Genomic DNA, 25,465 nt, shown 5'->3' on the forward strand with positions numbered 1-25,465 from the left:
CGCGGTCAGATTCCGCCGAACACGCGCTCCCACAGCGCCGTCACGGCCGCCCGCTCGTCGGCCACCACGGCCGGATCGACCCGCGCCTTCTCCATCCCGTCGAGCCGCAGCTTGTGCTGCAGCTTCCGGTACTTGCGGTAAGCCGCGCCGACGCGCTCGGCCTCGTCCTCGCCCATCAACCCGAAGCGCGCGACCTCGCGCAGCAGCGCGATGTTGCCCGTGTTGCGGATCAGCTCGGCATCGCTCGACGCGTGCAGCAGCACCCAGTACTGGACGATGAACTCGATGTCGACCATCCCGCCGCGATCGTGCTTCAGGTCGAACAGCTCGGTCTGGTTCGGGTGGCCGGCGAACACCTTGCCGCGCATGTCGACGATTTCCTTCGCGAGCACGCCGCCGTCGCGTGGCGTCGTCAGCACCTGCTGGCGGATCGCCTCGAAGTCCGCGCCGATCTGCGCGTCGCCCGCGCTGTAGCGGGCCCGCGTCAGCGCCTGATGCTCCCAGACCCACGCGGTATTCGCGGCGTCGCCCTCGCGCAGCTGGTAGCGGCGGAACGCGTCGAGATCGGTGACGAGCAGCCCGGCCTCGCCGTTCGGCCGTAGCCGCAGGTCGATGTCGAACAGCGCGCCCGCCCCGGTCGCGGTGGTAAGCCACGTGATCAGGCGCCGCGTGAAGGTCGTGTAGACGTCCGCCGAGCGCTCGTCGGCGTCGTCGTACAGGAAGATCAGGTCGAGATCCGACGCGTAACCGAGCTCCTTGCCGCCCAGCTTGCCGTACGCGATCACCGCGAACTTCGGCACGTCGCGATGGCGCTTCGCGAGCTGCGACCAGACGACTTCGATCGTCACGTCGAGCACCGCGTCGGCCAGCTCGGACAGCCGGTCGCTCACGTGCTCGACCGACAGTTGCCCGGCCAGATCGATCAGCAGGATCCGGAACACCTCCGCGTGCTGCGCGTGCCGCAGCAGGTCCATCTGTTGCTCGGGGCCGTCGGCCGCGGCGAGGCGTGCGCGCAGTGCGTCCTTGAACGCGGGCCAGTCGAACGGGCTCGCGATCGCCTCGTCATCGAGCAGTTCGTCGAGCAGCTGCGGATGGCGAATCAGGTAGCCGCCGCCCCAGCGCGTCGCCCCGAGCACCGACAGCACGCGGTCGAGCGCGGCCGGATATTCGGTCAGCAGCGCGAGATAGACACCGCGCCGGCTGACCGTCTCGAGCAGGTCGAACAGGCGCACGATGGTATCGTCGCGGCGCGCCGCGTCGATGTTCGGCGCGGCGTCGAGCGCCCGCTGCGCGACGCTGTCGAAGCGCTGCCGGCTCTTTTCCGGCAGGCCCGTGTAGCGCGACGACTGCCAGATCGCGCGCAGCCGGGCGAGCACGGTGGCCGGATCGGTAAAACCGAGGCCGTCGAGACGCGCGACCAGCGCGTCGTCCTCGCCGTCGTCGGCCAGCGCGCCGCTCCAGATCCACGCGGCGGCCGTGTCGTCGCCGGCCGCGCAGGGCGCGCCGCTCGCCTTGTCGGCAAAAATCTGGTCGAACTGCGCTTCGACGAACGTGCGGTGGCCGTCCAGCACCGTCATCAGCGCCGCATAGTCGGCGAAGCCCAGCGACGCGGCCAGCGCCGCGCGCTCGTCCGGCTCCACCGGCATCGCGTGCGTCTGCGCGTCGTTGCGGTACTGCAGACGGTGCTCGAGCGTGCGCAGGAAGTTGTAGGCCTCGGTCAGGCGCGCACGCACATCCTCGCCGATCAGCCCGCGCGCCTGCGCATGGCGCAGCACCGCAAGCGTCGGCCGCACGCGGAATTCCGCATCCTGGCCGCCGCGGATCAGCTGGAACACCTGGGCACTGAATTCGATCTCGCGGATCCCGCCGCGCCCGAGCTTGATGTCGTCGGCCTTGTCGGGCCGCATCGACGCGCGGCGCGCGGCTTCCTGCCGGATCTGCTGGTGCAGCGAGCGGATCGCGCCGATCACGCCGAAGTCGAGGTAGCGGCGGTACACGAACGGCTTGACGAGCGACTCGAGTTGCGACGCCAGCCGTTGCGCCGCGTCGCTGTCGCCTTCCGACACGAGCCGCCCCTTGATCCACGCATAGCGCTCCCACTCGCGCCCCTGCACGTAGAAATACTCCTCGAGCATGCCGAGGCTGCAGACGAGCGGCCCCGAATCCCCGTTCGGACGCAGCCGCATGTCGACGCGAAACACGTAGCCGTCGGCCGTGACTTCCGACAACACGCCGATCAGCCGCCGGCCGAGCCGCGTGAAATATTCCTGGGTGGACAGCGGCGAACGCGCGCCGCCGGTCGTCTCACCGTCGTCCTCGTAGACGAAGATCAGGTCGATGTCCGACGATACGTTCAGCTCGCGGCCGCCAAGCTTGCCCATCCCGACCACGCCGAGCACGACGCGCTGGCCGTCGGCGCCGCGCGGCTCGCCGTACAGCGCCTCGAGCTCGGCCGACAGCAGCGCGAGCGAGCGCTGCACGGCCACTTCCGCGAGATCGGTCATCGCGCCGGTCACCTCGGCGACGTCCGCCAGCCCGCGCAGGTCGCGCTCCGCCACCGCGCCGAATGCCTCGGCACGCAGTTGCCGCAGCGCGCGCTTCAGGTGTTCCTCGGTCGGCGCGGCGGCGCCGGCCGGCGTTGCCAGCAGGTCGGTGAGGCGCGCGTCGAGCCGTGCGCGACCGAGCGGCGCGGCCGCCCACGCGGCGACCTGGTCGGCGAGCGCGGGTCGCGCGGCGGCCGCGCGGGCCAGGTAACGGGAATAGGACGTGCTGATCAGGGCGGAAGCGTCGGTCATCGAGAAGCGGGCCTGGCGGAACGGCCGGCCGGCACGGGAACGCATGCGCGCCCCGCTCCCGACCGGCTCCATGGACTCGGCGCGGCGTCGCGGGGCGGGTGCGCCCGTCGCGAAACCGCGCGCCGGAAAGCCCGTGCCGCGCTGCCGCAACGGCCGCCGGCACGAACCCGTGTGATACATTTCAACGTCAGTCTGCAAAACTACCATATCGCCGCCCGTCCGCCGCATGTCCGACCGTCAGGAATCCGCCGTAGCTGCGCCCGAAGCGGGACCTCCGAAGCACGATCATCCGGTCTTGCGTCGCGTGTTCAGGGTGACGCTGGCAGTCGGGATCGGCACCTACTTCGTCGCGTCCGGCGCCTTCCTCGGGCTGCGCTACGTCGTGCTGCCCCGCATCGACGAATTCCGCCCGCGTATCGAGCGCGCGGTGTCCGACAAGCTCCACGCGCAGCTTTCAATCGGCAAGCTTTCCCCGAACTGGTCCGGCATGCAGCCGGGCGTCGAACTCACGAACCTGACGATCCGCGGCCATGACGGCAAGGTCGCACTGTCGGTGCCGCATGCGACGGCCGCGCTGTCGTGGATGTCGCTGCTGCGGCTGTCGCCCGCGCTGTCGAGCCTGATCGTCGACCAGCCCGACCTGGTCGTCGCGCGGGCGGCCGACGGCTCGCTGAGCATCGCGGGCGTCGGCGTGGCGACCACCCACGGCGGCAACGACACGTTCGGCACGTGGCTGCTGAAACAGGAGGCGATCGTGCTGCGCGGCGGCACGCTGCGCTGGCGCGACGCGCAGCATGACGCGCCGGAGCTCGTGCTGTCGGGCATCCGGCTCGCGGTGCTCAATGCCGGCCGCGTGCACAAGGCCGCGCTGCAGGCGCCCGCGAACGGCACGCTGCTGCTCGGCCCGCTCGACTTCCGCGCACGCTTCAAGCACAAGCCGCTCGCGCCGGTCGGCAAGCCGTCGAACTGGACGGGCGACGCGTACCTGTCGACGGGCCCGGTCGACCTGCAGACGCTGGCGCGCTACCTCGACATGCCGCTCACGATCCACGCGGGCCGGATCGACAACGCGATCTGGGCCACCTTCGGTGACGGCCACCTGCATTCGGCGGGCGGCGATCTGCAAGGCGCGGACGTCGCGCTGCGCGTGCGCCCGACGCAACCGCGGCTCGACGTGCCGACGGTCGGCTTCGGCTGGGACATGCAGCTCGACGCCGGCCACGATTACACGCTGCACCTGACGCGCTTCAACGCGGAGCTCGGCCAGCCGCCGCTGCCGGACGGCACGCCGCTCGCCCGCTCGCTCGCGCTGTCGACGCTGACGGCCCGCTACCGCGTGCCGACCGCGAACCAGGGGCAGTTGTTGAGCGTCGTCGGCGACCGCGTCGATCTCGGCATCCTCAGCGAGTTCATCCGCGGGCTGCCGCTGCCGGCCCGCCTGCGCAACGAGCTGATCAAGATCGACCCGCGCGGAATGGTGTCGAACTATCACATCGAGGTCGAGCGCGCGAAACCCGCGCACGCGGACCTCGCCGACGAGGAGCGGCGCATGGGCGCCGCGCCGATCGTGCGCTATCGCTTCCTCGGCGATCTCCAGGGCATCAGCTTCGCCGCGCAGGAACCGCCGCCCGGGCTCTCGCCGCGCGGTCACCCGCGCGCCGGCTGGCCGGGTGTCGAGAACCTGTGGGGCCGCGTCGACGCGAACGAGACGGGCGGCTCCGCGCATTTCGACACGGTCAATGCGGCCGTCACGGTGCCCGGCGAATTCGACGAGCCGCGCCTGACGTTCGACCGGCTGCGCGGCAATGTGAAATGGACGATCACGCCCGAGCCCGGCGACAAGCACGCGCGCGTCGACGTATCGCTGCCCGACCTGCTCGTGTCGAATCCCGATGCCGAAATCGCGGTGTCGGGCTCGTACACGAACCCCGGCCACGGCCGCGGCTCGCTCGACCTGCGCGCCGATTTCGCCCGCGCGTCGGTGGCGCGCATCCCGCGCTACCTGCCGACCGGAATGTCCGAACACCTGCGCGACTATCTCGGCCACGCGCTGCAGGACGGCCAGGTGACCAAGGGCGCGTCGATCGTCGCCCGTGGCCCGCTCGAAAAATTTCCGTTCGAACATGAGCCGGACGCCGGCGTGTTCCACATCGTCGCGCCGTTCACCGGCGGCCGCTTCGAGCCGACGCCGTACCCGCCACGCAAGCTCGCGAACGGCACGCCGAGCGTCTGGCCGGCGCTCGACGGGATCGACGGCGTATTCGAACTCGCGCAGAACAAGCTGCGCTTCGACATCCACCGCGCACACTACAAGCGCGTCGCGCTGACGAAGGTCGCCGGCCGCATCGACGATCTCGGCAATCCGACCCACTCACCGCTCATCATCGACGGCCACGCGCAGGGCCCGCTCGCCGACCTGATCGACTACGCGGACAACAGCTCGCTCGGCACGATGAGCGGGCACATCGGCCAGCGGATCGATGCGCAGGGGCCCGCGTCGCTCGGGCTCAAGATCACGATTCCGCAGCACGTCGCGCATCCGCACACGCACGTCGAAGGCGCGCTCGCATTCGGCGGCAACACGCTGACGACCAGCGGCGTGCCGCCGCTGTCCGCACTGCGCGGCAGTGTCCGGTTCACCGAGGCCGGCGCGTCGCTGCACGACCTGTCGGGGCGCTTCCTCGGCGGCCCGGTGCGCGCGAACGGCAACTTCCAGTCGCACGGGCCCTACACGGTGGACGTCGACGGCCGGCTCGCACTCGACGCCGCGCGCGGCCTGAACCTGCACGGCCCGGCCGCCGCGCTGCTCGAGCACGTGGTCGGCGACGCACCGTACAAGGTCGCCGTGCGCGGCGCGCCGGGCCGCCTGCCCGACATCAGCGCGCATTCCGACCTGACCGGCGTCGCGCTGAATTTCCCCGCGCCGTTCGCCAAGGCGGCCGGCACGCCGATGCCGTTCAGCTTCACGCTGCAGCCGGCGCCGCAGGCGGACGGCAAGCGCCTCGAGCACGCCGACCTGACGCTCGGCCCCGTGTCCGCGACCTACCTGCTCGACGCGACGCGCGGCCAGCCGCTGCGCGCGGTGCGCGGCGCGATGGGCATCCACCGGATGCCCGACATGCCGCAGGACGGCGTGAGCGCGGCCGTCGACGTCAACGAACTGGACGCCGATGCGTGGCTCGCGCTGGCCCATACGCTGAAGTCCGACACGCCGCGCGCGCCGGAGCCGCAGGCCGCGCCGCGCGTCGATTTCGCAAGCTTCGCGCCGAAGCGTTTCGCGCTCCACTTCGGCACGCTGAAGCTGCTCAAGCGCAACTGGGAAAACGTGATCATCGGCGCGTCTCACGTCGACGAGCTGTGGCAGGCGAACATCGCGTCGAACCAGGTGTCGGGCTACCTGTCGTGGGCGCCGGGCGGCGGCCACAACGGCGCGGGCGTGTTGAACGCGCGGCTCGCGAAGCTCGTGATCCCGGACAGCGCACAGCACGATCTCGTCGGCCGCGCGATGAACCTGCCGACGCCGACCGACCGCCCGATGCCGTCCATCGACCTGATCGTCGACCAGGTCGTCGCGCGCAACCACGACATCGGCCGCCTCGTCGTCAACGCACGCAACATCGACGAAGCCGGCACGCCGGTCTGGCAGCTCGACAAGCTGGAGCTGTCGAACCCGGACGCGAAGCTGACGGCGACCGGCAACTGGCGCACGTCGCGCCGCGCGCTCGCCCGCGGCGCCGACGAGAGCGACGCACCGCGCCGCACCGTGTTCGACTTCAAGCTCGACATCGGCAACGCGGGTGCGCTGCTCGACCGCGTCGGCCTGCCGCGCACGCTGGCGGCCGGCCACGGCTCGGTGACCGGCAAGGTCGGCTGGCGCGGCGGCCCGACCGGGCTCGACTTCCCGTCGCTCGGCGGCCAGATCGCGATCGATCTCGAACACGGCCAGATCCTGAAGGTCGACCCGGGCGCGGCGAAGCTGCTCGGCGTGCTGAGCCTGCAGAGCCTCGCGCGCTTCCTGACGCTGAATTTCCGCGACGTGATCGGCAAGGGACTGCCGTTCGACAAGATCACCGGCACCGGCCAGATCTCGAACGGGATCGCCCGCACCGACGACTTCTCGATGATGACGGGGCCCGCGAACGTCGCCGTGCGCGGCGCGGTCGATCTCGGCGCCGAGACGCAGGACCTGCACGCGCACGTCGCACCGAAGATCAGCGCGGGCGCCGCCGCGATCGGGGCGGCCATCATCAACCCGCTGCTCGGCGTCGGCGTGCTGGCCGCCAACTACGCGCTGTCAGAAACGCTGTCGCGCGCGTTCGCGCTCGACTACGCGATCACCGGCTCGTGGGCGCACCCGCACATCGAGCGGGTGCGGGGCGATCAGGGTAAGATGAATCACGGTCCGGCCGATGCGGCGAATCATTGAGCCGCGCGTCGATTCGCGCACGGTGCCGGGCCGCACCCCATTTATGACGCAACCGATCCTGCGATGACCGACCACACCCGTTCCGCCACGCCCTTCCAGGTCGCCGCGCTGCAGATGGTGAGCACGCCGGACGTCGCGCGCAATCTCGCCGAAGCCCGCCGCCTGATCGCGGAAGCCGCCGGCGAAGGCGCGCAGCTCGTGCTGCTGCCCGAGTATTTCTGCTTCATGGGCCACCGCGACACCGACAAGCTCGCGCTCGCCGAACCGTACCAGGACGGCCCGATCCAGCGCTTCCTCGCAGACGCCGCGCGTCGCCACGGCGTCTGGGTGATCGGCGGCACGCTGCCGCTGAAGGCGCCGGAACCCGATCGCGTGCTCAACACGACGCTCGTGTTCGATCCGTCGGGCAACGAAGCCGCGCGCTACGACAAGATCCACCTGTTCAACTTCGAGAAAGGCGACGAGTCGTTCGACGAGGCGCGCACGATTCGCGCGGGCGATACGGTCGTCGCGTTCGACGCGCCGTTCGGGCGGGTCGGCCTGTCGGTCTGTTACGATCTCCGCTTTCCGGAGCTGTATCGCAGGATGGGCGACTGCACGCTGATCGTCGTCCCGTCGGCGTTTACGTATACGACGGGCCGCGCGCACTGGGAAACGCTGCTGCGCGCGCGGGCCGTCGAGAACCAGTGCTACGTGCTCGCGGCCGCGCAAGGCGGCAAGCACGAGAACGGCCGGCGCACCTGGGGCCACAGCATGCTGATCGACCCGTGGGGCGAGATCGTCGCGGTCCGCGACGTGGGCGCCAGCGTCGTGCTCGGCGCGATCGATCCGCGGCGCATCGCCGACGTGCGCCAGAGCCTGCCCGCGTGGCGGCACCGCGTGCTGACCTGAATCCGCCGCGCCGCTTGAAACGCCGCGCGGCCAACCCATCTGCCCAGAAGCACCCGACAACTTTTTGAGAAACCCCGATATCCGCATGAACATCATCGAACCCGGCATCCGCAACCTCGCGCTGGCGAAGGACATCCTGCTCACGCCGTACGGCCTCGACGAAAGCCTGCTCACGCGCACGATCGCCGACATCTTCACGCATCGCGTCGACTACGCGGACCTGTACTTCCAGGCGACCCGCAGCGAAGCGTGGAGCCTCGAGGAAGGCATCGTCAAATCGGGCAGCTTCAGCATCGACCAGGGCGTCGGCGTGCGCGCGGTCGCGGGCGACCGCACCGCGTTCGCGTATTCCGACGACCTGTCGCCGGAAGCGATCGCGCAAGCCGCTGCCGCCACCAAGGCAATCGCGGCGGCCGGCGGCGGCCGCCAGAAGATCAAGGCGGCATCGTCGCTGAAGGGCATCTCGGGCCGCGACCTGTACCTGCCGTCCGATCCGCTCGCATCGCTCGACGCGACGGCCAAGGTCAAGCTGCTCGAGCGCATCGAGCAGATGGCACGCGGCCGCGACCCGCGCATCACGCAGGTGATGGCAGGCCTGGCCGGCGAATACGACGTCGTGCTGGTCGCCCGCAGCGACGGCGCGCTCGCGGCCGACATCCGCCCGCTCGTGCGCGTGTCGGTCACGGTGATCGCCGAGCAGAACGGCCGCCGCGAGATCGGCTCCGGCGGCGGCGGCGGCCGCTTCGACTACGGCTACTTCACCGACGACGTGCTGTCGCGCTACGTCGACGACGCCGTGCATGCGGCGCTCGTGAACCTCGACGCCCGCCCCGCGCCGGCCGGCGCGATGACGGTCGTGCTCGGGCCGGGCTGGCCGGGCGTGCTGCTGCACGAGGCGATCGGCCACGGCCTCGAGGGCGACTTCAACCGCAAGGGCTCGTCGGCATTCGCGGGCCGGATCGGCGAGCGGGTTGCCGCGAAGGGCGTGACCGTCGTCGACGACGGCACGCTGCCGAACCGCCGCGGCTCGCTGAACATCGACGACGAAGGCAACCCGACGCAGTGCACGACGCTGATCGAGGACGGCATCCTGAAGGGCTACATCCAGGACACGCTGAACGCGCGCCTGATGAAGATGCCGGTTACCGGCAACGCGCGCCGCGAGTCGTACGCGGCGCTGCCGATGCCGCGCATGACCAACACGTACATGCTGAACGGCGACAAGGATCCGCAGGAAATCATCGCGTCGGTGAAGAACGGCCTGTACGCGGTGAACTTCGGCGGCGGCCAGGTCGACATCACGAACGGCAAGTTCGTGTTCTCGGCGTCCGAGGCGTACATGATCGAGAACGGCAAGATCACCTACCCGGTGAAGGGCGCGACGCTGATCGGCAGCGGCCCCGAATCGCTGAAGGACGTGAGCATGATCGGCAACGACATGTCGCTCGACTCGGGCGTCGGCGTGTGCGGCAAGGAAGGCCAGAGCGTGCCGGTCGGCGTCGGCCAGCCGACCCTGCGGATCGACAGGATGACGGTCGGCGGTACGGCATAACCGCATCGCGGCGCAGACATTCCGCGCATTTTGAAGAAAACGCGCGGAATGTCCGCATTTTCGACGTCTCCCGGTTGCCAGCCGCCCGGCGACGGGGTATAAATTCCGAATCAACTTTTTTGACGAACCGAATCTCCGTCATGTCCGCCAAGTTTTACTTTTACTTTTTTTGGTATCTCAGACCGCTGGCGGATCGAGAGGGTTGATGGCGCGTAAAGCGCAACCGAAATTCCCGAAAAAACCGCCGGCGAACCCGGCGGTTTTTTTTTCGCCCTTCGCCACCCGGTCGCCGCCGCAGCGGTCCCGCGGCCCCGACCGAAACCACTGAATCGCTTGAATTGATGAATCTGCCGCACGCGCATTCGCACTGACCGAACCGCGCCCGGAACCAAGGAGAAACAGCATGCCCCCGCACAACACCGACGACGTCCGCATTCGCGAACTCAAGGAACTGACGCCGCCCGCCCACCTGATCCGCGAATTCGCGTGCTCCGAAGCCGCGTCGGAGCTGATCTACAACTCGCGCCAGTCGATGCACCGCATCCTGCACGGGATGGACGACCGGCTGATCGTCGTGATCGGGCCGTGCTCGATCCATGATACGAAGGCGGCGATCGAATACGCGGGCCGGCTGGTGAAGGAGCGCGAGCGCTTCAAGGGGGAACTGGAAATCGTGATGCGCGTGTACTTCGAGAAGCCGCGCACGACGGTCGGCTGGAAGGGCCTCATCAACGATCCGCACCTCGACAACAGCTTCAAGATCAACGAAGGGCTGCGCACCGCGCGCGAGCTGCTGCTGCAGATCAACGAAATGGGGCTGCCGGCCGCGACCGAATACCTCGACATGATCAGCCCGCAGTACATCGCCGACCTGATCTCGTGGGGTGCGATCGGCGCGCGCACGACGGAATCGCAGGTGCACCGCGAGCTCGCGTCGGGGCTGTCGTGCCCGGTCGGCTTCAAGAACGGCACCGACGGCAACGTGAAGATCGCGGTCGACGCGATCAAGGCGGCCTCGCAGCCGCACCATTTCCTGTCGGTGACGAAGGGCGGCCATTCGGCGATCGTGTCGACGGCGGGCAACGAGGACTGCCACGTGATCCTGCGCGGCGGCAAGGCGCCGAACTACGACGCGGACAGCGTGAACGCCGCGTGCGCGGACATCGGCAAGGCCGGCCTCGCCGCGCGCCTGATGATCGACGCGAGCCACGCGAACAGCTCGAAGAAGCACGAGAACCAGATCCCCGTCTGTGCCGACATCGGCCGCCAGATCGCGGCCGGCGACGAGCGCATCGTCGGCGTGATGATCGAATCGCATCTCGTCGAGGGGCGCCAGGACCTGAAGGAAGGCTGCGAGCTGACCTACGGCCAGAGCATCACCGACGCGTGCATCGCATGGGACGACAGCGTGAAGGTGCTCGAAGGCCTCGCGGAATCGGTGAAGGCGCGCCGCGTCGCACGCGGCAGCGGCAACTGACGGACGCAAACAGGCTGGCCGCATGACCCCGCCTGTGGCGGGTTGGCCATGCGGCCAGCGTACGAGTATTCATTTTGCGTTGACCCGTTAGCCAGCGTTATCTAGCTAATCAGGAAGTGGGCATGCCGACCGTCAACATGCACGATGCAAAATCGCAACTCTCAAGCCTTGTCGAATCTCTTGAATTTGGGCGCGAATCAGATGTCGTGATCACTCGCAATGGCCGACCAGTCGCCCGGATCGTTCCCTATGCAGCGCCAAGGCGAATCGGCGCAGCCCGTCAGTTGCTTGCCGGACTGAACATCTCGGTGACAGTCGAGGCATTCAACGCCAGCGATGGATCTATCGCCGCCGACTTTGAGGCTAGCTCGGGGCCGCGACTCCCACCGTAAAGACGCTGCGCGTAACTAAAAGCCCGGCTCCCGCCGGGCACTCTCATTGGCGGGAGGCGATCCGCCCGTGCATCACTCGAGCGCGCCCGAGCCGAAGATCTCGGTATTCACGCGTTCCGGCGCGACGCCCAGCGCGACGAGCGCGTCACGCTGCGCCTTCATGAACCCGATCGGGCCGCAGATGTAGTAGTCGGCGTCCGGCACCAGCGCGTATTGCTGCACGCGTTCCGGCGTGAGGCGCCCTTCCAGGTCGTGATCGATGCCGGCGCGATCGTTCGGGCCAACCAGCTCGTACACCACCGTGCGCTTGACGTTCGCATGGTCGCGCACCGTATCGTTCAGCCAGTCGCGGAACGCGTGCACCGCGCCCGAGCGGCAGGCATGGACGAACCGCACTTCGCGCCGGCTGCCCTCGCCGATCAGCGTCGACGCCATCGACATCATCGGCGTGATGCCGACGCCGCCGGAAATCAGCACCACCGGCGTCTCGACGCCACGCTTCAGCGAGAATTCGCCCATCGGCGCGGTCACTTCGACGATCGCGCCCTCTTCCACGCCGTCGTGCATCAGCGTCGATACCTTGCCGGCCGGAATGACTTCCGGCTTGCCGGCTTCACGCTTCACCGAGATGCGCAGCCACTTGCCGTGCGGCGCGTCGGACAGGCTGTACTGGCGCGGCTGGTCGACGCCGAGGTCGCCGACGAAACGCTTCACGGTGAGGTACTGGCCGGGCGCGAACGTCGGCGCCGCGCCGCCGTCGGCCGGCGTCAGGTAGAACGACGTGATCTCGTCGCTTTCGCGCACCTTGCGCTCGACCTTGAACGGGCGGAACCCGCTCCACGCGGCGCCCGCGTACAGGTCGGCCTCGACGCCGATCAGGATCTGCGCGAGTTGGCCGTACGCGACGCGCCATGCCTCGAGCGTCTCGGCATCGACCGCGTCGCCCAGCACTTCGACGATCGACGCGAGCAGGTTCTCGCCGACGATCGGGTAATGCTCGGGGCGGATGTTCAGGCTCGCGTGCTTGTGCGCGATCCTGGTCACGGCGCCGCCCAGCGCGCCGAGGTTGTCGATGTTCGCCGCATACGCGTAGACCGCCTTCGCGAGCGTTTCCGGCTGGCTGCCCGTCTTCTGGTGCGTCTGGTTGAACAGGTTCTTCAGTTCCGGATGGCGCGCGAACATGCGCTGGTAGAAGTGCTTCGTGATCGTCGCGCCGTGCACGGCGAGGACAGGGGCAGTGGCCTTCACGCGAGCCATCTGGTCAGCGGTGATGTGGGTCATGTTCGTTCTCCGTTAAACATGCACACACAATACATCTTTAAAAATGGACGCCCCTCGGGCAAATTGTCGCAGTGCGTCAAAGGGGCAAACCGTCAGCGGACGCGACCGCGCTCCCACAGCACGTCCGATCCGCCGTCGGTGCGGTTCAGCACGCGCGCCAGCACGAACAGCAGGTCCGACAGCCGGTTCACGTAGCGCCGCGGCGCGTCGTTGAGCGTCTCGGTGCGCCCGAGCGCGACGATCGAGCGCTCCGCGCGGCGGCATACGGTTCGGCACACGTGCGCGAGCGACGCCGCGCGCGAGCCGGCCGGCAGGATGAATTCCTTCAGCGGCGGCAGCGTCGCGTTGTAGTCGGCGAGCCAGCGGTCGAGACGCGCGAGATGCGTGTCGTCGAGCACGGTATGGCCGGGTATGCACAGTTCGCCGCCGAGATCGAACAGGTCGTGCTGGATCGTCACGAGCGCCGTGCGGATCTCGTCCGGCAGCGTTTCGGCGAGCAGCACGCCGAGGTTCGAGTTCAGTTCGTCGACGTCGCCGATCGCGGCGATCCGCGTGTCGTCCTTGCCGATGCGCCGGCCGTCGCCGAGCCCGGTGGTGCCATCGTCGCCCGTGCGCGTGGCGATCTTGCTCAAGCGGTTGCCCATGCGAATGTCCTCTCGTGCGTGGCCGCGACGCGGCCCGGTTGCGTTCGAACGCGATTATCGCAGCCCGCGGGAGCGGGCGCAGCGGGCGTTACAGCGTAGAATGGGCCGAAACCCTGCAGCACGGGAGCCGGGCTGGCGCCAACGCGCTCACCCGGATCGACAAGGAGACGTACGTGAATCACCCTGCCCAGCCGGCCGCCACGCGCCGCCCCCTTCCCCCTGCCATGCTCGATGCGCTGCGCGCCGCCTTCGGCGAGCGCGTGTCGACCGCTGACGCCGTCCGCGCCCACCACGGCCGCGACGAATCGCCGTTCGACCCGCAACTGCCCGACGCCGTCGTGTTCGCGCACAGCGCGGACGACGTGCGCGAAGTCGTGTCGCTGTGTTCGCTGTACAGCGTCCCGCTGATCCCGTACGGCGCCGGCTCGTCGCTCGAAGGCCATTTGCTCGCGGTGCGCGGCGGCGTCTCGCTCGACCTGTCGGAAATGAACCGCGTGCTGTCGATCAACGCCGAAGACCTGACCGTGACGGTCGAGCCGGGCATCACGCGCAAGGCGCTCAACGAAGCGCTGCGCGACACCGGCCTGTTCTTCCCGATCGACCCGGGCGCCGACGCGAGCATCGGCGGGATGACCGCAACCCGCGCGTCGGGCACCAACGCCGTGCGCTACGGCACGATGCGCGAGAACGTGCTCGGCCTGACCGCCGTGCTCGCCGACGGCCGCGTGGTGAAAACCGGCTCGCGCGCCCGCAAGTCGTCGGCCGGCTACGACCTCACGCGCCTGTTCGTCGGCTCCGAAGGCACGCTCGGCGTGATCACCGAGATCACGCTGCGCCTGCATCCGCTGCCCGAAGCCGTATCGGCCGCGATCTGCACGTTCCCGTCCATGGGCGACGCGGTGCGCACCGTGATCGAGACGATCCAGATCGGCGTGCCGATCGCGCGCGTCGAATTCGTCGATGCGCTCGCCGTGCGCTCGATCAACCGCCATTCGAACCTGACGCTCACCGAAGCGCCGACGCTGTTCTTCGAATTCCACGGCACCGAGGCCGGCGTGAAGGAGCAGGCCGAGCTCGTGCAGGCGCTCGCCGGCCAGAACAACGGCCAGGGCTTCGAATGGGCGACCCGTCCCGAGGATCGCAGCCGGCTCTGGGCCGCCCGCCACAACGCGTATTTCGCGATGCTGCAGTTGAAGCCCGGCTGCCGCGCGGTGACGACCGACGTGTGCGTGCCGATCTCGCAGCTCGCCGCGTGCGTCGAGGAAACCGAGGTCGACCTGCGCGCGTCGTCGCTGCCCTGCCCGATCGTCGGCCACGTCGGCGACGGCAATTTCCACGTCGCGATCCTGATCGACCCCGACAAGCCCGAGGAAATCGCCGAAGCCGAGCACATCAACGACCGGATCGTCGAGCGCGCGTTGCGCCTCGGCGGCACCTGCACGGGCGAGCATGGCGTCGGGCTGCACAAGATGCGCTTCCTGCCGAAGGAGCACGGCGACAACGCGATCGACACGATGCGGGCGATCAAGCTCGCGCTCGATCCGCGCAACCTGATGAATCCGGGCAAGATTTTCACGTGCTGACACGGTGGCGCGACACCGCGCCGCCTGCTGCAGGAGACCCCATGAACGCTCCCGTCGAACTGTCGAGCGCGGCACGCGCGCAGCGCCAGCGTGAAGTCGTGCAGGCGCTGATGGCCGTGCTGCCGACACACTGCCTGCTGTACCGCGACGAAGACACGGCGCCGTACGAATGCGACGGCCTGTCCGCGTACCGCCGCCTGCCGCTCGCGGTCGCGCTGCCCGAAACGGAATCGCAGGTACAGCGGATCGTGCAGATCTGCCGCCGCATGGAGGTGCCGATCGTGCCGCGCGGCGCGGGCACGAGCCTGTCGGGCGGCGCGTTGCCGATGGCGCTCGGCGTCGTGCTGTCGCTGGCGCGTTTCACGCGCATCGTCGAAGTCGATCCTTACGCCCGCACGGCAACCGTGCAGCCCGGCGTGCGCAATCTTGCCATCTCGGAAGCCGCCGCGCCGTACGGCCTGTATTACGCGCCCGATCCGTCGTCGCAGATCGCATGCACGATCGGCGGCAACGTCGCGGAGAATTCCGGCGGCGTCCACTGCCTGAAATACGGGCTGACGGTGCACAACGTGATGCGCGTGCGTGCGGTGACGATCGACGGCGAGATCGTCGAATTCGGCTCGCTCGCGCTCGACATGCCGGGCCTCGACCTGCTCGCCGTGATGATCGGCAGCGAAGGGATGTTCGCGATCGTCACCGAGGTCACGGTGAAACTGATCCCGAAGCCGCAAACGGCCCAGCTTGTGATGGCGAGCTTCGACGACGTCGTCAAGGGCGGCGAGGCCGTCGCGGCGATCATCGCGTCGGGGATCATCCCGGCCGGGCTCGAAATGATGGACAAGCCGGCCACGCAGGCCGTCGAGTCCTTCACGCATGCCGGCTACGACCTCGACGCGAAGGCGATCCTGCTGTGCGAATCGGACGGCACGCCGGAGGAAGTCGCGGAAGAGATCGTGCGGATGACGGCCGTGCTGCGCGAGCATGGCGCGACGCGCATCCAGGTATCGCGCAACGAGAGCGAGCGGCTGCGCTACTGGTCGGGCCGCAAGAACGCGTTCCCGGCCGCCGGCCGTATTTCGCCCGACTATTACTGCATGGACGGCACCGTGCCGCGCCGCGCGATCGGCCCGCTGCTCGCGCGCATCGAACAGCTCGAAACGCGCTACGGCCTGCGCTGCATCAACGTGTTCCATGCGGGCGACGGCAACATGCATCCGCTGATCCTGTACAACGCGAACGATCCGGACGAACTGCACCGTGCCGAGCAGTTCGGCGCGGAAATCCTCGAATGCTGCGTGGAATTCGGCGGGAGCGTGACGGGCGAGCACGGCGTCGGCATCGAGAAGCTCAATTCGATGTGCGTACAGTTCTCGCCGCAGGAGCGCGATGCGTTCTTCGCGGTCAAGCGCGCGTTCGATCCGGCGGGGCTGCTGAACCCGGACAAGGGCATCCCGACCCGCGCGCGCTGCGCCGAGTACGGCCGCCAGCACGTGCGCGGCGGGCTGCTGCCGCACCCCGACCTGCCGCGCTTCTGAGCCTCACCCCCGGTACGCGGCCCGTGCCGGCGGGCGGGTCGCGGCGGCGCGCCGCGCCCGCGCGGCCCGTTCGAGCGACGGCGCAAGCTTGCGGCCTGCAATACGGGGCTTAGGGATAGTCGCGATGTGGATTCGCGCCACCCCGGTACAATCGACCGAACAACAAGTCGAGGCAGCAACAGAACATGGAAGAGGACGACATCGTCGCCGGATGGGCCGAGCGTATCCGCGCCGCCAGTGCCGACGGCCGGCCGCTGCGGATTCGCGGCGGCGGCACCAAGGACTGGTACGGCCAGGCGCTCGAGGGCGAAATACTCGACACGCGCGCGTTTCAGGGCGTCGTGTCGTACGACCCGGCCGAACTCGTCGTCACGGTCCGCGCGGGCACGCCGCTCGCGCAGCTTGAAACCGTCCTCGCCGAGTGCGGCCAGATGCTGCCGTTCGAGCCGCCGCACTTCGGCCGCGCGGCCACCGTCGGCGGCTGCGTCGCGGCCGGCCTGGCGGGCCCGCGGCGCGCCACCTGCGGCGCGCCGCGCGATTTCGTGCTCGGCGTCACGCTGATGAACGGCCGCGGCGAAATGCTGCGTTTCGGCGGTCAGGTCGTGAAGAACGTCGCCGGCTACGACGTGTCGCGGCTGATGGCCGGCGCGCTCGGCACGCTCGGGCTGATGCTCGACCTGTCGATCAAGGTGCTGCCGATGCCCGTCGCCGAAGTCACGCTGAAGTTCGAGATGACCGCGACCGACGCGGTGCGCAAGCTCAACGAATGGGGCGGCCATCCGCTGCCCGTCAGCGCGAGCGGCTGGCGCAACGGCACGCTCGTGCTGCGCCTGTCGGGCGCCGAAGCGGCCGTGAAATCCGCGAAGACGCTGCTCGGCGGCGAAGTCGTCGACGCGGTCGAGGCCGAACGCTTCTGGGCCGGCCTGCGCGAGCATACCGACCCGTTCTTCAACGGCATCCCGCCCGGCTATGCGCTGTGGCGCCTCGCGCTGCCGTCGATCACCGAACCGATGCACCTGCCCGGCACCCAGCTGATGGAATGGGGCGGCGCGCAGCGCTGGTGGATCACCGACGCCGACGCGCAGACCGTGCGAATGAGCGCGAAGCAGGCCGGCGGCCACGCGACGCTGTTCCGTGCGGGCGACGCGTACGACCGCAGCGCGGGCGTGTTCACGCCGCTCCCCGCCCCGATGATGAAAATCCACCGCGGGCTGAAGGCCGCGTTCGATCCCGCGCGCATCTTCAACCGCGGCCGGCTCTACCCCGATCTTTAGGGTCTGTTTACCTATGGAACGCACATGCGAATGCCCGAAATCGCCCGTAGGGCAAGAAGTGAGGAGCGCCGTTTGGCCGAGCCAAACAAGCGACGAGCGACGCCGCCATACGGGCGATTTCGGGCATTCCCGTGACATGTTTTTTTTAATTTGGGGTTGCCCCGAGAACGGCCGCTCGCCGCGTTGCGCTCCTTACGAATACGTCAGTATTCGCGGCGTCGCGCGCCTCGCGAGCGGCCGTTCTCGGGGCAACGCATGTGCGTTCCATAGGTAAACAGACCCTAAGCTCGATGCAAACGAACCTCGCCGATTTCATCCGCAATACGCCCGACGGCGACGAAGCCGACGCGATATTGCGCAAGTGCGTGCATTGCGGGTTCTGCACCGCGACCTGCCCGACCTACCAGTTGCTCGGCGACGAACTCGACGGCCCGCGCGGCCGGATCTACCTGATCAAGCAGATGGTCGAAGGCGCACCCGTCACGCGCAGCACGCAGCAGCACCTCGACCGCTGCCTCACGTGCCGCAGCTGCGAGACGACCTGCCCGTCCGGCGTCCAGTACGGCCGTCTCGTCGAGATCGGCCGCAAGCACGTCGAGGCGCAGGTGCAGCGCCCGGCGCAGCAGCGTCTCGTGCGCCGCCTGCTCGCGAGCCTGGTGCCGAACGAGGCGCTGTTCTCGCCGGTGATGCGGCTCGGTCAGCACGTGCGGCCGCTGCTGCCGAAGCGGCTGCGCGACAAGGTGCCGCCGCGCACGCGGCTGCTCGAATGGCCGCACCTCACGCATACGCGCAAGATGCTGATGCTCGGCGGCTGCGTGCAGCCGTCGATGCTGCCGAACATCAACATCGCGACCGCGCGCGTGCTGGACGCGCTCGGCATCGAGACGGTCGTCTCGCCCGACGCGGGCTGCTGCGGCGCGATCCGCCTGCACCTGAACTATCACGACGAAGCGCTCGACGACGCGCGCCGCAACATCGACGCGTGGTGGCCCCATGTCGAACAGGGTATCGAGGCGATCGTGATGAACGCATCGGGCTGCGGCGCGACGGTGCTCGAATACGCGCACCTGCTGCGCGACGACCCGGCCTACGCGGAGAAGGCGCAGCGCATCGTGTCGCTCACGCGCGACATCTCCGACGTGCTGCTCGCGTTCGAGGCCGAGCTCGCGACGCTCGCGCGGCGCCGCGCGATCCATACGGTCGCGTACCACCCGCCGTGCACGCTGCAGCACGGCCAGCAGTCGCGCGGCAAGGTCGAACGCCTGCTCGAGACGCTCGGCATCGACGTGCGGCTGCCGGCCGACAGCCATCTGTGCTGCGGGTCGGCCGGCACCTATTCGCTGACGCAGCCGTCGCTGTCATACCGGTTGCGCAAGCAGAAGCTGCTGAAGCTGCAGGCGCTCGAACCGCAGATGATCGTCTCCGGCAACATCGGCTGCATCGCGCACCTGCAAAGCGGCACGCAGATTCCGGTCACCCACTGGATCCAGCTCGTCGAGCACCTGCTGTACGGCTAGCGCGTGCGCATACGAATGACGGGTGGACGCTGGGCGTCGCGCACGGCGTCCGTATAATGGGCGAATCGATGCGTCGCGTGCCGCGGCGCATCCGCACCACGCCCGCTTCCGTGCCTGCTTTCGTGCCCGTCATGTCCGATCTCGCCGCCCGTCTCGCCTCCGTTCATCGCCGCATCGCCGACGCCGCTCGCGCGGCCGGCCGCGATCCCGCCACCGTGTCGCTGCTCGCCGTGTCCAAAACGTTTCCCGCCGACGACGTGCGCGCCGCGCATGCGGCCGGGCAGCGTGCCTTCGGCGAAAACTACGTGCAGGAATCGATCGACAAGATCGACACGCTCGCCGACCTGCGTGCGGACCTCGAATGGCATTTCATCGGGCCGCTGCAATCGAACAAGACGCGCCCGGTTGCCGAACGCTTCGACTGGGTCCATTCGGTCGACCGGCTGAAGATCGCGCAGCGCCTGTCGGAACAGCGCCCAGCGCACCTGCCGCCGCTCAACATCTGCGTGCAGGTGAACATCAGCGGCGAGGCGTCGAAGAGCGGCGTTGCGCCGGCCGACGTGGCCGAGGTTGCGTGCGCGGTCGCCGCGCTGCCGTCGCTGCGGCTGCGCGGGCTGATGGCGATTCCCGAACCGGCCGGCGACACCGACGCGCAACGCGCGCCGCATCGTGCGCTGCGTGCGCTGTTCGACACGTTGCGTGCCGACGGCCTGCCGCTCGACACGTTGTCGATGGGCATGTCCGCCGATCTCGACGCGGCCGTGCTCGAAGGCGCGACGATCGTGCGCGTCGGCACCGCGATCTTCGGCGCGCGCGATTACTCGCACTGAACGCCACGCCCTTTTACGCCTTTCCGTTCACTCACTCGCTCAATCCGACATCATGAAAATCGCATTCATCGGCGGCGGCAACATGGCCGCGGCCCTGATCGGTGGCCTGATCAAGCGCGGCGTTGCCGCTGACGGCCTGTATGCCATCGACGTCAACGAAGAGGTGCGCGCGCGCGCGGCCCAGCAGTTCGGCGTGCGCACCGGCGCGGCCATCGACGCGACGCTCGCCGACTACGACGCGGTCGTGCTCGCGGTGAAGCCGCAGGTGCTGAAGGACGTCGCGCAGGCACTCGCACCGCACCTGAAGACGCAACTCGTGATCAGCATCGCGGCCGGGATCCGCGGCAGCGATCTCGCACGCTGGCTCGGCGACTACGCGCGCGTCGTGCGCACAATGCCGAACACGCCGGCGCTCGTCGGCATGGGCGTGACGGGCCTCGCGGCGCTGCCGGGCGTCGACGCGGCGGGCCGCGAACTCGCGTCGAACGTGCTGGGTGCAGTCGGTGAAATCGTGTGGTTCGATGACGAGTCGAAGCTCGACGCCGTCACGGCCATTTCGGGCAGCGGCCCCGCGTACGTGTTCTATTTCATCGAAGCGCTGCAGGAAGCCGCGCGCCAGCTCGGCATGAACGACGAACAAGGCCGTGCGCTCGCGGTCGCGACGTTCACGGGTGCCGCGCAACTGGCCGCGCAATCGGGCGAGCCGGCGAGCGTGCTGCGCGAGCGCGTGACGTCGAAGGGCGGCACGACGGCCGCCGCGCTCGCGTCGTTCGACGCGCAAGGCGTGAAGGATGCGATCGTGCGCGGTGCACTCGCGGCCGAAGCGCGCGCGAAGGAAATGGGCGACGAGCTCGGCCGCGCGTAAGCGCGCCGGCGGTGCCGCCCCGGCGCTCGCTGTATGCGTTGGACGCCCCGCCCCGTCATACTGATGTGCACGACCAACAAAAAAGCGGCCCAGGCCGCTTTTTTGTTGGTACCGCGCCCCGCATCGCCTACCGCCTGCGGTGAGATCGCGACATTCAGCTCCCCGCCAGCAGGTAGTGCACGGCGATCCCGGCGAACAGCACGCCGCCGAGCCAGTTGTTGTGCCGGAACGCCGCAAAGCACGGCATCCGCTCGCGGTCCTTGATCAGCGTGTAGTGATATAGCGCGCAGCCGGCCGCCGCCGCCCAGCCGGCCCAGTATGCGAGGCCGAAGCCGAGCGTCACGCCGATCCACACGTAGATGCCGAGCGTCACCGCGTAGCACAGCATCACGGCCGCGACGTCGAAGCGGCCGAACGTCAGCGCGGACGTGCGGATGCCGATCTTGATGTCGTCGTCGCGATCGACCATCGCGTATTCGGTGTCGTACGCGACCGACCAGAAAATGTTCGCGATCAGCATCACCCACGCGATCGTCGGCACCGTGTCCTGCACGGCCGCGAACGCCATCGGGATGCCGAAGCCGAACGCGATGCCCAGATAGGCCTGCGGAATCGCGAAGAAGCGCTTCATGAACGGATACGAGCCCGCGACGAATAGCGCGACGACGGACAGCTGCTTCGTCAGCGTGTTGAGCGGCAGGATCAGCAGGAACGAAATGAAGGCGAGCCCGACCGCGATCGCGATGGCTTCCCATGCGCGGATCTTGCCCGACGTCAGCGGCCGGTCGGCCGTGCGCTTCACGTGGCGGTCGAAGTCGCGGTCGGCGTAATCGTTCATCGCGCAGCCGGCCGAACGCATCAGCAGCGTGCCGAGCGAGAAGATCACGAGCAGCGGCCAGCGCGGATGGCCGTCGGACGCGATCCACAGCGCGTTGAGCGTCGGCCACAGCAGCAGCAGGCTGCCGATCGGCTTGTCCATCCGGACGAGCCGCAGATACAGGGGAAAGCGGGCAAGCATGGCGAAGCACCGGGAAGATAACCCCGGCATTTTAGAGCCGAGCGGTGCTTCGCGTCATGTCGGCAAGGCCCGCGGGCAATCGCGGCCGGACGCCGGCGCGCTGCCCGCGCCCGCTGCACGTGGCCGAGCTGCAACGCGCATCAATCAAGGGACAGAGCCAGCGCACGCACGGATCCGCGCAAAGCGCCCGACTGGGTTCGGCCCGACTAGGGCGGATCAATCAGGGCCGGAGTCACGATGCGCAGGCTTCGGCCAGCCTGCCGCGCGTTGCACGCCTACGCGAGCAACGACCGCAGCATCCACGCGGTTTTTTCATGAATCTGCAGGCGCTGCGTCAGCAGGTCGGCGGTCGGCTCGTCGCTCGCCGCATCGGCAAGCGGAAAGATCGCACGTGCGGTACGCACGACGGCCTCGTGCCCTTCGACGAGCTGGCGGATCATGTCGTCGGCAGCGGGCACACCGTTCGCTTCCGGCACCGACGACAGTTTCGCGAAATCGCCGAAGGTGCCCGGCGCGACGACGCCGAGCGTGCGAATGCGTTCGGCAACCGAATCGACCGCGAGCCACAGTTCGTTGTACTGCTCCTCGAACATCAGGTGCAGCGTGTTGAACATCGGGCCCGTGACGTTCCAGTGGAAATTGTGGGTCTTCAGGTACAGCGTGAACGTATCGGCAAGCAGGCGCGACAGGCCTTCCGCGATCTTCTTGCGGTCCTTGTCGCTGATGCCGATGTTGATCTGGGCAGCTTGAGTTTTCCTGGCCATGTTCCGTACTCCTTATTCAATGAAACAGAGCAATGAAAGTGAATCGGACTACCTGCCTATTGATACCACACCTGCCGCCCGCGCGTGGCGAGCGAAACGCCTCGCTCAGGCGGCCGCGATCGCATACAGCGCCTGCGACACCAGTTCGGCCGCCCCGCCGATGACGATGGCGGATCCGACGACGTATCGCGCGACCTCTGCCGGCGACGCCAGTACAGCGCGCGTTTTCAACATCATTTGCGTCATGATCGTCACTCCTTCAACAACACTCAGGGTCAGGAAGAAACGGCCGGTTGGACGAACCGGCCGTTTCCCGTTAATGCCTCACCGCACTACCGCGCGGCGACGCTTACGCGAGGTCGAAGCGGTCCAGGTTCATCACCTTGTTCCAGGCCGCGACGAAGTCGTGCGCGAACTTCTCCTTCGCATCCGCGCTGCCGTACACCTCGGCCAGCGCACGCAGTTGCGCATGCGAGCCGAAGATCAGGTCGACGCGCGAGCCCGTCCACTTGACCTGGCCCGTCGCCCGATCGCGCCCTTCGAACACGTCGTTCGCGGCCGACACCGGCTTCCATTCCGTACCCATGTCGAGCAGGTTCACGAAGAAGTCGTTCGTCAGCGCCTCCGGACGGTCGGTAAACACGCCCCGCTTCGCATCGCCGGCGTTCGCACCCAGCACGCGCAGGCCACCGACGAGCACCGTCATCTCGGGCGCGGTCAGCGTCAGCAGTTGCGCCTTGTCGACCAGCAGCGCCTCGGCAGGCGTCTTGTATGCGCTCTTCAGGTAGTTGCGGAACCCGTCCGCCACCGGCTCGAGCACGGCCATCGCTTCGACATCGGTCTCCTCCTGCGACGCATCCGCACGGCCCGGTGCGAACGGCACCGTCACGGCGATACCCGCATTCTTCGCGGCCTGCTCGACACCGGCCGCACCGGCCAGCACGATCAGGTCGGCCAGCGACACCTTCTTGCCGCCCGTCTGCGCATCGTTGAACGCCTTCTGCACGCCCTCGAGCGTCTCGAGCACCTTCGCGAGCTCAGCCGGACGGTTCACTTCCCAGTCCTTCTGCGGCGCCAGACGGATACGCGCACCGTTCGCGCCGCCGCGCTTGTCCGACCCGCGGAACGTCGCAGCCGACGCCCATGCGGTCGACACGAGCTGCGACACCGACAGGCCCGTAGCCAGCACCTTCGCCTTCAGCTCGGCGACGTCGGCGGCGTCGATCAGCGGGTGATCGACGGCCGGGATCGGGTCCTGCCACAGCAGGTGTTCCGCCGGCACGTCCGGGCCGAGATAGCGGGAACGCGGGCCCATGTCACGGTGGGTGAGCTTGAACCACGCGCGTGCGAACGCGTCGGCGAACTCGGCCGGGTTCTCGTAGAAACGGCGCGAAATCTTCTCGTAGGCCGGATCGAAACGCAGCGACAGGTCGGTCGTCAGCATCGTCGGGCGATGCTTCTTCGACGCGTCGAATGCATCCGGAATCACCTCGCCTGCGTCCTTCGCGACCCACTGGTGCGCGCCGGCCGGGCTCTTCGTGAGCTCCCACTCGTAGCTGAACAGGTGCTTGAAGAAGTCGTTGCTCCACTGCGTCGGCGTCGACGTCCACGTGACTTCGAGGCCGCTCGTGATGGCATCCTTGCCCTTGCCCGTGCCGAACGTGCTCTTCCAGCCGAGCCCCTGCTCCTCGAGGCCCGCGGCTTCCGGCTCGGGGCCGACGTTCGAGGCCGGACCGGCGCCGTGCGTCTTGCCGAACGTATGGCCGCCCGCGATCAGCGCGACCGTCTCTTCGTCGTTCATCGCCATGCGCGCGAACGTCTCGCGGATGTCATGCGCGGCGGCGACCGGGTCGGGGTTGCCGTCCGGGCCTTCCGGGTTCACGTAGATCAGGCCCATCTGCACCGCGGCGAGCGGGCTTTCGAGTTCGCGCTTGCCCGAGTAGCGGCTGTTCGGGCCGCCGCTCAGTTCCAGCCAGATCTTTTCCGAACCCCAGTACACGTCGTCCGGTTCCCACGTATCGACGCGGCCGCCGGCGTAGCCGAAGGTCTTGAAGCCCATCGATTCGAGCGCGACGTTGCCGGTCAGGATCAGCAGGTCGGCCCACGAGATGTTGCGGCCGTACTTCTGCTTGATGGGCCACAGCAGGCGGCGCGCCTTGTCGAGGCTGACGTTGTCCGGCCAGCTGTTGAGCGGCGCGAAGCGCTGCTGCCCGCCGCCCGCGCCGCCGCGGCCGTCGGCCGTGCGGTACGTGCCGGCGCTGTGCCAGGCCATGCGGACGAACAGGCCGCCGTAGTGGCCGAAGTCGGCCGGCCACCAGTCCTGCGACGCCGTCATCAGTGCGTGCAGGTCCTTCTTCACCGCCTCGAGGTCAAGCTTCTTGAACGCTGCGGCGTAGTCGAAATCCGGGTCCATCGGATCGGACAGCGCCGAATGCCGATGCAGGACGTTCAGGTTCAGCTGATTCGGCCACCAGTCCTTGTTCGTCGTGCCGCCACCAGCGGTGTGGTTGAACGGGCACTTCGTTTCGTTCGACATGCTTTTTCTCCTTGTCTTGCTCATAGGCCCCCACGTGCCAGGCGCGGTTCGTGGAGCATTGCGGGGGGATGAAACGGAACAGGCG

The 25,465-nt window shown here is 68.5% G+C and carries 19 protein-coding genes; 11 read left to right on the forward strand and 8 right to left on the reverse strand.

Annotated elements, in window-relative coordinates:
* Window positions 1–5: 5 nt before the first annotated feature.
* Window positions 6–2,795, reverse strand: a complete 2,790-nt coding sequence (gene glnE / locus LGM89_RS31035) for a bifunctional [glutamate--ammonia ligase]-adenylyl-L-tyrosine phosphorylase/[glutamate--ammonia-ligase] adenylyltransferase (RefSeq protein ID WP_226275084.1) — start codon at window positions 2,793–2,795, stop codon at window positions 6–8.
* Window positions 2,796–3,021: 226 nt separating this feature from the next.
* Here glnE and LGM89_RS31040 point away from each other — a divergent pair, with 226 nt between their 5' ends.
* The 3 genes from LGM89_RS31040 (at window position 3,022) to tldD (ending at window position 9,664) form a co-directional block, all read left to right on the forward strand.
* Entirely contained in the window at window positions 3,022–7,221 is a 4,200-nt protein-coding gene (locus tag LGM89_RS31040) for a YhdP family protein (protein ID WP_226274979.1), read from the forward strand.
* Window positions 7,222–7,284: 63 nt separating this feature from the next.
* Entirely contained in the window at window positions 7,285–8,112 is an 828-nt protein-coding gene (locus LGM89_RS31045; protein ID WP_089494130.1) for a carbon-nitrogen hydrolase family protein, read from the forward strand.
* Window positions 8,113–8,197: 85 nt separating this feature from the next.
* Window positions 8,198–9,664 carry a metalloprotease TldD gene (gene tldD / locus LGM89_RS31050; RefSeq protein WP_039361365.1) on the forward strand — a complete coding sequence of 489 codons (1,467 nt, stop codon included), beginning with the start codon at window positions 8,198–8,200 and terminating at the stop codon, window positions 9,662–9,664.
* Between the two features lie 177 nt (window positions 9,665–9,841).
* Here tldD and LGM89_RS31055 read toward each other — a convergent pair whose 3' ends face one another.
* Window positions 9,842–10,069 carry a hypothetical protein gene (locus tag LGM89_RS31055; RefSeq protein ID WP_226274982.1) on the reverse strand — a complete coding sequence of 76 codons (228 nt, stop codon included), beginning with the start codon at window positions 10,067–10,069 and terminating at the stop codon, window positions 9,842–9,844.
* Between LGM89_RS31055 and aroG the strand changes: the two genes are divergently transcribed.
* Both aroG and LGM89_RS31065 read left to right on the forward strand, forming a co-directional pair.
* A complete protein-coding gene (gene aroG / locus LGM89_RS31060; RefSeq protein WP_226195401.1) occupies window positions 10,068–11,141 on the forward strand; it encodes a 3-deoxy-7-phosphoheptulonate synthase AroG in 1,074 nt (357 codons plus the stop codon). The two genes, LGM89_RS31055 and aroG, sit on opposite strands and share 2 nt — an antisense overlap.
* A 122-nt stretch (window positions 11,142–11,263) precedes the next feature.
* Window positions 11,264–11,533 carry a type II toxin-antitoxin system Phd/YefM family antitoxin gene (locus tag LGM89_RS31065; RefSeq protein WP_226204385.1) on the forward strand — a complete coding sequence of 90 codons (270 nt, stop codon included), beginning with the start codon at window positions 11,264–11,266 and terminating at the stop codon, window positions 11,531–11,533.
* A gap of 72 nt (window positions 11,534–11,605) precedes the next feature.
* On the opposite strand, the gene hmpA is transcribed toward LGM89_RS31065, so the two are convergent.
* On the reverse strand, window positions 11,606–12,814 hold the full coding sequence (gene hmpA, locus LGM89_RS31070) for an NO-inducible flavohemoprotein (protein WP_226204383.1): 1,209 nt from the start codon (window positions 12,812–12,814) through the stop codon (window positions 11,606–11,608).
* A 92-nt stretch (window positions 12,815–12,906) separates the two neighbouring features.
* Window positions 12,907–13,458 (reverse strand): cob(I)yrinic acid a,c-diamide adenosyltransferase, encoded by a 552-nt coding sequence (locus tag LGM89_RS31075; RefSeq protein ID WP_039361370.1) that lies wholly within the window; start codon window positions 13,456–13,458, stop codon window positions 12,907–12,909.
* A 173-nt stretch (window positions 13,459–13,631) separates the two neighbouring features.
* Between LGM89_RS31075 and LGM89_RS31080 the strand changes: the two genes are divergently transcribed.
* From LGM89_RS31080 to proC, 6 genes are all read left to right on the forward strand, one after another.
* A complete protein-coding gene (locus tag LGM89_RS31080; RefSeq protein WP_089444963.1) occupies window positions 13,632–15,041 on the forward strand; it encodes an FAD-binding oxidoreductase in 1,410 nt (469 codons plus the stop codon).
* A gap of 41 nt (window positions 15,042–15,082) precedes the next feature.
* Window positions 15,083–16,576: an FAD-linked oxidase C-terminal domain-containing protein gene (locus LGM89_RS31085; protein ID WP_089424543.1), complete on the forward strand. Its 1,494-nt coding sequence runs from the start codon at window positions 15,083–15,085 to the stop codon at window positions 16,574–16,576.
* Between the two features lie 185 nt (window positions 16,577–16,761).
* Complete coding sequence (glcE, locus tag LGM89_RS31090) at window positions 16,762–17,850, forward strand: glycolate oxidase subunit GlcE (protein WP_166922464.1); 1,089 nt, start codon at window positions 16,762–16,764, stop codon at window positions 17,848–17,850.
* 290 nt (window positions 17,851–18,140) lie between these two features.
* Window positions 18,141–19,367 (forward strand): glycolate oxidase subunit GlcF, encoded by a 1,227-nt coding sequence (glcF, locus tag LGM89_RS31095; protein WP_226274983.1) that lies wholly within the window; start codon window positions 18,141–18,143, stop codon window positions 19,365–19,367.
* A 131-nt stretch (window positions 19,368–19,498) separates the two neighbouring features.
* Window positions 19,499–20,197: a YggS family pyridoxal phosphate-dependent enzyme gene (locus tag LGM89_RS31100; RefSeq protein ID WP_226274985.1), complete on the forward strand. Its 699-nt coding sequence runs from the start codon at window positions 19,499–19,501 to the stop codon at window positions 20,195–20,197.
* A 52-nt stretch (window positions 20,198–20,249) separates the two neighbouring features.
* Complete coding sequence (proC, locus tag LGM89_RS31105; protein WP_089430622.1) at window positions 20,250–21,062, forward strand: pyrroline-5-carboxylate reductase; 813 nt, start codon at window positions 20,250–20,252, stop codon at window positions 21,060–21,062.
* A gap of 154 nt (window positions 21,063–21,216) precedes the next feature.
* Here proC and ubiA read toward each other — a convergent pair whose 3' ends face one another.
* The 4 genes from ubiA to katG form a co-directional block, all read right to left on the reverse strand.
* Window positions 21,217–22,080 (reverse strand): 4-hydroxybenzoate octaprenyltransferase, encoded by an 864-nt coding sequence (gene ubiA / locus LGM89_RS31110; protein ID WP_226204381.1) that lies wholly within the window; start codon window positions 22,078–22,080, stop codon window positions 21,217–21,219.
* A gap of 275 nt (window positions 22,081–22,355) precedes the next feature.
* Complete coding sequence (gene dpsA / locus LGM89_RS31115; RefSeq protein WP_226274986.1) at window positions 22,356–22,844, reverse strand: Dps family protein; 489 nt, start codon at window positions 22,842–22,844, stop codon at window positions 22,356–22,358.
* 105 nt (window positions 22,845–22,949) lie between these two features.
* Window positions 22,950–23,090 (reverse strand): hypothetical protein, encoded by a 141-nt coding sequence (locus LGM89_RS31120; RefSeq protein WP_226274987.1) that lies wholly within the window; start codon window positions 23,088–23,090, stop codon window positions 22,950–22,952.
* Window positions 23,091–23,193: 103 nt separating this feature from the next.
* A complete protein-coding gene (katG, locus tag LGM89_RS31125; RefSeq protein WP_089494122.1) occupies window positions 23,194–25,380 on the reverse strand; it encodes a catalase/peroxidase HPI in 2,187 nt (728 codons plus the stop codon).
* Window positions 25,381–25,465: the final 85 nt, after the last annotated feature.

Origin of the sequence: Burkholderia sp. AU31624 (assembly GCF_020420065.1) — a bacterium.
Taxonomy (GTDB): Bacteria; Pseudomonadota; Gammaproteobacteria; order Burkholderiales; family Burkholderiaceae; genus Burkholderia.